9 protein-coding genes are annotated in these 8,311 nt (G+C 73.2%); 2 read left to right on the plus strand and 7 right to left on the minus strand.

The annotated features are described in order from the left end of the window. The 3 genes from ACWD4P_RS37100 to ACWD4P_RS37110 all read right to left on the minus strand — a co-directional run. A partial coding sequence (locus tag ACWD4P_RS37100; RefSeq protein ID WP_449782675.1) for an ABC transporter substrate-binding protein occupies window positions 1–1,462 on the minus strand: 1,462 nt, incomplete at its 3' end. 62 nt (window positions 1,463–1,524) lie between these two features. Continuing rightward, complete coding sequence (locus ACWD4P_RS37105) at window positions 1,525–2,427, minus strand: carbohydrate ABC transporter permease (RefSeq protein ID WP_449782676.1); 903 nt, start codon at window positions 2,425–2,427, stop codon at window positions 1,525–1,527. Then, on the minus strand, window positions 2,424–3,362 hold the full coding sequence (locus ACWD4P_RS37110) for a carbohydrate ABC transporter permease (RefSeq protein ID WP_359829831.1): 939 nt from the start codon (window positions 3,360–3,362) through the stop codon (window positions 2,424–2,426). The genes ACWD4P_RS37105 and ACWD4P_RS37110 overlap by 4 nt, the downstream gene beginning before the upstream one ends. A gap of 238 nt (window positions 3,363–3,600) precedes the next feature. Between ACWD4P_RS37110 and ACWD4P_RS37115 the strand changes: the two genes are divergently transcribed. Next, on the plus strand, window positions 3,601–4,269 hold the full coding sequence (locus ACWD4P_RS37115) for an SMI1/KNR4 family protein (protein ID WP_449782677.1): 669 nt from the start codon (window positions 3,601–3,603) through the stop codon (window positions 4,267–4,269). Between the two features lie 88 nt (window positions 4,270–4,357). Here ACWD4P_RS37115 and ACWD4P_RS37120 read toward each other — a convergent pair whose 3' ends face one another. From ACWD4P_RS37120 to ACWD4P_RS37130, 3 genes are all read right to left on the minus strand, one after another. Next, window positions 4,358–5,119 carry an SDR family NAD(P)-dependent oxidoreductase gene (locus tag ACWD4P_RS37120; RefSeq protein ID WP_449782678.1) on the minus strand — a complete coding sequence of 254 codons (762 nt, stop codon included), beginning with the start codon at window positions 5,117–5,119 and terminating at the stop codon, window positions 4,358–4,360. Then, on the minus strand, window positions 5,116–6,534 hold the full coding sequence (locus ACWD4P_RS37125) for an MFS transporter (RefSeq protein WP_449782679.1): 1,419 nt from the start codon (window positions 6,532–6,534) through the stop codon (window positions 5,116–5,118). Before ACWD4P_RS37125 ends, ACWD4P_RS37120 begins: the two co-directional genes overlap by 4 nt. A gap of 77 nt (window positions 6,535–6,611) precedes the next feature. Further along, complete coding sequence (locus tag ACWD4P_RS37130) at window positions 6,612–7,190, minus strand: TetR/AcrR family transcriptional regulator (protein WP_449782680.1); 579 nt, start codon at window positions 7,188–7,190, stop codon at window positions 6,612–6,614. A 151-nt stretch (window positions 7,191–7,341) separates the two neighbouring features. Here ACWD4P_RS37130 and ACWD4P_RS37135 point away from each other — a divergent pair, with 151 nt between their 5' ends. Further along, a complete protein-coding gene (locus ACWD4P_RS37135) occupies window positions 7,342–7,815 on the plus strand; it encodes a DoxX family protein (protein ID WP_359831704.1) in 474 nt (157 codons plus the stop codon). Between the two features lie 61 nt (window positions 7,816–7,876). On the opposite strand, the gene ACWD4P_RS37140 is transcribed toward ACWD4P_RS37135, so the two are convergent. Continuing rightward, the gene (locus ACWD4P_RS37140) at window positions 7,877–8,176 is read right to left on the minus strand and encodes an MTH1187 family thiamine-binding protein (protein ID WP_359831703.1); all 300 of its coding nucleotides are present in this window, start codon (window positions 8,174–8,176) and stop codon (window positions 7,877–7,879) included. Window positions 8,177–8,311: the final 135 nt, after the last annotated feature.

An 8,311-nucleotide genomic window follows, 5' to 3' on the forward strand; every position in this document is an offset into this window, starting at 1 on the left:
GCCGGAGATCCGCTGCTCGGCGGCGAAGCTCGCGATGAACTGCGGCACCCCCGCCCATATGGCCGTCAGCGAGCTGCCGCCGCCCCCGTGGTGCAGGCTGGAGTTCCTTGGCCGCGTCGGTCAGGGCCTGCTGGGCCGGCTTGGTGCCCGCGATGGTCTGCTCGATCGCGGTCTCCACGCCCTTGCGGGCCTGCGGCATCACACCGAGCAGGCAGCCGGCCGTGGCCGGGGTCGGCTTGGTGGCCTTCAGCTGGTCGATCGCGGTCTGGAACTGCGGGTACTTGGCCACCCACTCCTTGTCCTTGGGGTCGTCCAGGGACTTGGTGTTGACCGGGAAGTAGCCGGTGCCGGTGTGCCAGACGGCCTGCTGCTCGGGCGCGGAGACGAACTTCTCGAACTCCCAGGCGGCGCGCTTCTCGGCGTCCGAGTGGCCGGGGCCGCTGATCCACAGCGAGGCGCCGCCGATCACCGGGCCGCCCTGGTCGGCGGCGCCGACCTTCGGGAAGGCCGCGGTGCCGACGCCGAACTTCGCGGCCTCGGTGTAGCCGCGCAGCACACCGGTGGACTCCAGGTGCATCGCGACCGTACCGGCCTTGAACGCGGCCTGGGCGTCGTCGGTGGTGCGGCCGGTGTTGGCCGCGTAGCCGCCCTTGACCAGGTCGGCCCACCACTGGACGATCTGGGCGCCCTGGGCGGAGTCGAAGACGACCTTGCCGGCCTTGTTGCCGCGGCCGTTGTCGTTGTCGCAGTACATGGCGCCGGACTCGGCGAGCAGCTGCTCGACGAACCAGCCGTAGATGGCGGCGCCGAAACCGTACCGGACGGTCTTGCCGTCGGCGTCCTTCTTGGTCAGCTTCTTGGCCAGCTCGCCCAGCTCGTTGAGGTCCTTGGGCGCCTGGGCGGGGTCGAGGCCGGCCTCCTTGAAGGCGTCGGTGTTCAGGTAGAGCAGCGGCATCGAGGAGTTGAACGGCATCGACTGGAGCTTGCCGCCGACCGAGTAGTAGTTGCGGATGTTGGCGTCCAGGTCGTCCAGCGCGTAGTTGTCCTTGTCGGCGAAGGCCTGGGCCGGGACGGTCTGCTTGGAGTCGATCATGAACCGGGTGCCGATGTCGTAGACCTGTGCCAGGGCGGGGGTGCCCTTCTGCTGCACCGCGGCCTTGTACTTGGTGACCAGTTCGTCGTACTTGCCCTGGAACTCCGCCTTGACCTCGATCTTGCCCTGGTGGGCGGCGTTGAACTGGCCGACCAGCCCGTTCAGCACGTCGGCGTTCTTGCCGGTCATCGAGTGCCAGAACTCGACGGTGGTGACACCGGAGGCCTGGTCGAGCGCCTGGGCACCGGGCGCGCCGGCGTCGGACGAGCCGCCCGAGCCGGAACCGGAGCCGGAGCCGCCGGAGCTGCAGGCGGTCAGGGACAGGCCGGCCACCAGCAGGGCCGCGAGCGCGCGCGCACTCTTCTTCACGAGGGTTCTCTCTCTATCCGGGAAAGCGGGGAACGAAGCGGGGAACACGGACGGGCCGGGGGTCAGCGGACCGCGCCCGCGGTGAGGCCGCGGACGATGAAGCGCTGGCCGAAGACCACCAGGGCGAGCGTGGGCAGCAGGGAGAGCACGACGCCGGCCAGGATCAGCCCGGGGTCGGCCATCTCGGAGTCGCGCAGCGAGGTAAGACCGATCTGGAGGGTCTGCATCTTCGCCGTGCGGGTGATGATCAGCGGCCAGAAGTACTGGTTCCAGGCCGACAGGAAGACGTAGATCGACAGCGCCGCGAGGGCCGGCTTGTTGAGCGGGACGACGATCCGCCACAGGAACCGCCAGTGGCCGGCCCCGTCGATCCGGGCGGCGTCGCGCAGTTCGCCGGGCAGCTGGCGGAAGGCCTGGCGCAGCATGAAGGTGCCAAAGCCGGAGGCCAGGAAGGGCAGCACCAGGCCGAAGTAGGTGTTGCCGAGCCCCCAGCCCGACAGCGTCAGGTAGTTGGGGATGATGATGGCCTCCCACGGGACCATCAGCGTGGCCAGGAACACCCCGAACACCACGGCCCGGGCCTTCATCGGCAAGAAGACGAAGGCGTACGCGGCGAGCACCGAGGTGAACAGCTGGGCGAGGGTGATGACGGTCGCCACGATCGCCGAGTTGGCGTACTGGCGGGCCAGCGGGATGGCCTCCACGGCGCCGGAGAAGTTCCGCCCGGTGACGGAGTGCGGCACCAGGGCCGGCGGGTAGGAGGAGAGTTCGGACGGGCCCATGAAGGCTCCGGCGATCGCGTAGTACACCGGGAAGGCCACGGTGACGACGGCGACGCCGAGCAGCAGGTAGACGGCGGCACGGCCGAGCAGGTCGCGCGGGGAGCGCCCGGCGAGGACGCGGGTGCGCGGGCGGGGCGCCCCGGCCTCCGGCCCGGCCTCGGCCCCGGTGGTGAGGGTGGTCATGCGTAGTGCACCTTCCGCTCCAGGACGCCGAACTGGACGGCCGTGCAGGCGAGGACGACCACGAGCAGCACCACGGCCTGGGCGCTCGCGGTGCCGAAGTCGCTGGAGCCGTAGGCGAAGGCCTTCTCGTAGACGGAGTAGACGAGGGTCCGGGTGGAGCCGTCCGGTCCGCCCTTGGTGAGGATGTGGATCTGGCCGAAGCTCTGGAGAGCGTGGACGGTGGAGACCACGGTCAGGAAGAACAGGTTCGGGCCGAGCATCGGGACGGTGATCGAGCGGGCCAGCCGCAGGCCGGAGGCGCCGTCGATGCGGGCCGCCTCGAGCACCTCGCCGGGGATCGAGCCGATGCCCGCGGAGAGCACCAGCACGTTGTAGCCGAGGTTCATCCACACCGTGGTGACGGCCACCGAGAACAGCGCGTAGCGGGAGTCGGTCAGCCAGCCGATCGGGCCGAGGCCGACGTGCGACAGCAGGCCGTTGAGCACCCCGCTGGCGGGGTTGAAGAACACCGCGAACACCACCGAGGCGCTGGCCACCGAGAACGCGAAGGGCAGCGCGAACGCCGAGCGCAGCAGCCGCACGCCCCGGATCCGGTTCTCCAGGAGCAGGACCAGCACCAGCGCGCCGAGCACCCCGGGCACCACGGTGAGCAGGGTGAACAGCGCCGTGGTCGTCAGGGTGCGGCCGAAGTCGGCCGAGGCGAAGAGGTCGGTGTAGTGCTTCGTCCCCACGTAGCGGGAGGGCGCGCCGAAGAGGTCGTTGGCGTGTCCGCTCAGGTAGATGGTCCGCCCCAGCGGGTAGCCGATGAAGAGGACGAAGACCACCAGGGAGGGCAGCAGGAAGGCCCAGGCGAGCCCGTGCTCGCCCCAGCGCCCTCCCCGGTGTGCCCGTGGGCGGCGGCCCGGGAGGGTCGCGGTGTGCGGTGCGGTCGGCATCTGTCGCGCGTCCGCCTTTCGTGATGTCGGTTCCGGCCGAAACCGTGTCTTGCCCGAACGACGGCGTGGGAACCCCGTGGTGATCAACGGGTGTCGCCGGGATTACGCGTTCGCGTCAGATCCGGCCGGTCGTGCGCGGACGGGCGGCGAAGGGACGGCGGCCGGGGCCCGGACCGGCGGTTGGGCCGCCGGTCGGGCGGTTCACCGCGCTGTCGGAGGGGTGGCGTACGGTGCGCGGGTGGACGAAACGGAATTCGACATCCCGGCCGCAATGGCCGAAAGTGTGCGCTCCCGCGCGGGCGCTTGGGAGCTCGTCCGGGGCTTCGCCGCCTACTGGGGCGAGCCGCTGGGGCCGGACGACGGCTTCACGGACGCGGAACTGGACGCGGCCGAGCGGCGGTTGGGCCTGCGGCTGCCGACGGCGCTGCGCGAGGCGTACCGGCTGTTCGGCCGCCGGGCGGACCTCACCAGCAGCCAGGACGTGCTGCTGACCCCGGACGAGCTGCACGTGCTGGACGGCGCCCTGGTGTACCGGGCGGAGAACCAGGGCTGCGCGCACTGGGGCGTGCTGCTGGACGACCTCGGTCTGGAGGACCCACCGACGGTCGGCCGGCTCGACCTGGCGGACAAGTCGCAGGAGCGGTGGGAGCCCTGGGAGGAGCGCTTCTCCTCGGCGGCCGCCGCCATGGCGATGATGGAGAAGCTGCTGGAGGACCACGAGCTGGCCGACTTCCTCGAACTGGAGGAGGAACTGCCGGGCGGCCTGCGGGAGTTGCCCCCGCTCGGCCGCCACTTCCGCTGGTACCAGGGGCCGGAGGTGCTGGTCGGGGTGGCCGGGGAGGCGTGGGTGGCGGTCCGGGCCCGCACCCCGGAGGCGCTGGAGGCGCTCTACGAGGAGGGCGAGTAGCCCGGGGAGCGGTCCGGGCCGCCCGGCCGGGCTCGGGGCCCGGCCGGCGGGGCCCGGTCGGTCGCGCGGCCCGGCCGGCGGGGCCCGGTCAGGCGGAGGCGCCGCCGTCCAGCACCAGGTCGCTGCCGACGGTGTAGCCGGCCTCCGGCGAGGCCAGGTACAGCACCGCGGCGGCCACCTCCTCGGTCGCACCGGCCCGGCCGACCGGGACCTCGGCCTTCATCCGCTCGGCCTTGGCCCCGGCGTCCTCGCCCGGGCGGGAGGACATCGGGGTGTCCACCGGGCCGGGGCTGACGGTGTTGATCCGCACGCCCTCGGCGATGTGGTCGAGGGCGGCGGCCCGGGTCAGCACGGTGACGGCGGCCTTGCTGGCGGCGTAGGCGCCGACGCCCGCGAGCCGCCTGTGGGCGCCCAGGTTGGACGAGACGTTGACGATCGCGCCGCCGCCGTGGGCCCGCATGTGGGCGATCTGCGACTGCATGGCGAGCAGGGTGCCGGTGACGTTGACTCCGATCAACCGCTGCCACTCGGCCTCGTCGATGTCGGCGACCGGGCCGGCGGCGCCGAACACTCCGGCGTTGTTGACGGCGACGTCGAGGGCGCCGAAGCGCTCGACGGTCTCGCGCACCAGCCGGGCGGCGTCCTGGGCCTTCGTCACGTCGCCGGTGAGCGCGACGGCCTTGCCGCCGGCGGCCTCGATCAGCTCGACGGTCTCGGCGAGCGGGCCAGCGCCGCGGCCGGCGACCGCGACCCGGGCGCCCTCCTGGGCGAAGGCGAGCGCGATGGCCCGGCCGATGCCGCTGCCGGCACCGGTGACCAGGACGGACTTGTCGGCGAAACGCGTGGTCATGAGGTGAACTCCTTGATCCGAGTGGTGTGTTCGGGTTCGGTGGGGACAGTGGGAAGAGTGGGGACGGTGGTCCGGGGCAGGGCGGCGACCGCGACGGCGGTGAGCGCCAGGCCCGCGGCGGCCGCCGTGAAGGCCGCGGCGTAGCCGCCGACGACGCTCGGCCGGGTGGCGGCGAGCGCCATCAGCGCGGCCAGTCCGGCCGTGGGGCCGAGTTCCATGGCCGTGTTGAACACTCCCGCGGCCAGCCCGGTGCGCTCGGGCGCGACCCCGCCGGTGGCGAGCACGGCCGCACCGGCGAAGGCCGCGGCGGCGCCGGCGGGCAGCAGGAGCAGCCCGGGCAGCAGGCCGAGGGGGTAGCCGCTGCCGGGGGTGAGTCCGGCCAGCAGGCCGAGCCCGGCGGCCGCCGTGGCGAGGCCGCCGGCGGTGACGGCCCCCGGCCCGAACCGGGCGGTCAGCGGGCCGGCCAGCCGGCCGGCGAGCAGCAGGACGGCCGCGTACGGCAGGAACGCGGCGGAGGTGGCCGCGGCGCTCCAGCCGCGCAGCTGCTGGAGGTAGAGCGAGAGCAGGACGAAGGTGAGGGCGGTCCCGGCGGCGGTGGCCATGACGGCGGTGAGCGCGGTGGCGCGGTGGCGGTCGGCGAGGAAGCCGGGCGGCAGCAGCGGGTCGGCGGTGCGGCGTTCAGCGGCGGCGAAGGCGAGCAGCAGCACGAGTCCGGCGGCCAGCGGGCCGTACGTCCGGGGGCTGTGCCAGCCGTGCTCGGTGGACGCCACCAGGGCGTAACTCGCCGCGCAGACACCGGCGGTGGCGAGGGCGGCGCCGCGCAGGTCCAGCGCCGGGCGGGTGCCGGCGGGGGTGGCGGAGGGCAGGGCGGCGGAGCGGGCGAGGCCGGCCAGGGCGACCAGCACGGGCACCGCGAACAGCCAGCGCCAGGAGACCGCGGCGGCGACCGCCCCCGAGACCACGCTGCCGACGGTGGCGCCGAGCACCGACAGGCCGCCCCAGGTGGCCATCGCCCGCCGGTAGGCGGCCGGTTCGGGGTGCAGCACCCGTACCACCGCGACCGCCGCCGGGGCGGTGAGGGCGGCTCCCGCGCCCTGCGCGAAGCGGCTCGCCAGCAGGACGGGGTAGCCGGGCGCGAGGGCGCAGGCGATCGAGGCGGTGGCGAGCAGCACCAGGCCGACGCGGAGCACCGGGCGCCCGCCGTGGCGGTCCGCCAGTCTGCCGCCGAGCAGCAGCAGGGAGCTGAAGGAGAGCCCGTAGGCGGCGCTGAGCAGCAGCACCCCGGACGGGCCGAGCGCGAACTCCCGTGCCACCAGTGGCAGCGGGACGGTCAGGATCATGATCGTGAAGATCAGCACCGCCTGGACGAGGCCGAGCAGCGCGAAGCCGTACCGGCCGGTAGTGTCGCCGGTCATGCAAAACCCTCCCCCTATAAAGACCGTTCGGTCCAGAATGAGTCCAGCAGAAGACGCCGGTCCGAGCGGACCGGGCGTCAGTCCAGCAGTGCCAGCGCCTGCTCGGCGGCGGCCCGCGCGCGGACCCCGCCGTCGGCGGTCTTGCCGACCACCCGGATGCCCTGGAGCAGCACCACCAGCATCCGGGCGAGCGCCCGCGGCTCCCGGCCGGCGGGCAGTTCGCCCTGGGCGGCGGCCCGCGCCAGGGCGGCGGTGAGCAGTGTCTCCAGACGGTCGAGGCTCGCCTCCACCCGGCGGGACGCGTCCGGGTCGTGCGGGGCCAGCTCCACCGCCGTGTTGGTGACGAAGCAACCGCGCCGCCGCTCCTCCTCACCCGTCACGGCGTATCCGCGGACCAGCTCCCGGACCATCGGCAGCGCCGGGCCGGGCCGGGACAGTTCGAGCAGCCGCGCCGAGTCGCTCTGCTCGCAGTAGCGCTCCAGCGCCCGCAGGTAGAGCTCGCGCTTGCCGCCGAAGGTCGCGTAGAGGCTGGCCCGGCCGATGCCCAGCCCATCGACCAGGTCGGCCATCGAGGTGGCCTCGTAGCCGCGCCGCCAGAACAGCTCCAGGGCCGCCTGCAGCGCCGCGTCCGGGTCGAATTCCTTCGTTCGCGCCATGGTCGGAACGTTAGCCCTTTCTGGATCGACCGGTCAAGAAAGGGCAACTATTGGTCCAGACCTGATCTCTGACGGAGCATTGCCAATTGGACTAGACCACAGCTACCCTACCGCTTCCATCCACCTCCTTCCCCCACAGGAGGAGTTCCGCATGCCCGCACACCGCCCCACCCATCCCCGGCAGACGGCGGACGCCGTCAGACCGCTCGTGCTGACGGCGTTCCGGATCGTCGTCGGCCTGCTCTTCGCCTGCCACGGCGCCGCCTCCGTCTTCGGACTGTTCGGCGGCGCCAAGGGCGGGGGCTCCCTCCCGCTCGGCCAGTGGCCCGGCTGGTGGGCCGCCCTGATCCAGCTGGTCGGCGGCGTCCTGGTGCTGCTCGGCGCCGGCACCAGGACGGCCGCCCTGCTCTGCTCCGGCTCGATGGCCTACGCCTACTTCACCGTCCACCAGGAGCGCGCGTTACTGCCGCTGCAGAACGGGGGCGAGGCCTCGGTGATGTTCTGCTGGTCCTTCCTGACCATCGCGGTGCTCGGCTCCGGCCCGTACGCGGTGGACCGCCTGCTCACCCGCCGGCCCCCGGCCGAGCCGGCCCCACCGGCGGTCCGGCCGACCTCGGCGGTCTGACCGGCGCCGGCGGTCCGCCGGGCCACGTCGGCCCGCCGGACCGCCGGACCGCCGCACGTCGTCAGCTGTCCGCGGCCAGGTGGCGCTCGACCGAGGCGACCTTGGCGGTGAGGCCGTCGGTGACCCCGGCCCTGTCGTCGATCTTGATGACCGTGCTCACCCGGTTGCTGTGCGCCTTCACCGCCTCGATCGCCTCCCTGATCACCGGCATCACCTCGTCCCACTCCCCCTCGACGCTGGTGAACATCGCGTCCGTGCGGTTCGGCAGGCCACTGCGCCGGACCACCCGGACGGCGGCGGCCACCGCCTCCCCCACGTCCTCGCCGATCCCCAGCGGGGTCACCGAAAAGGCTGCGATCACGGCTCTGCGCTCCTCGTACGTCGACGGCACTGGTCGCCGGTCCGGGTCCTGCCGGTTCCACGGCACCCCGCGGGCCCCTGCCGCCGGGCGACTGGTCGGCTGGTGGGCGCTCATCGGGTTCCTCCGGTCTGGGTC

It is taken from the genome of Kitasatospora sp. NPDC002543 (assembly GCF_053594915.1).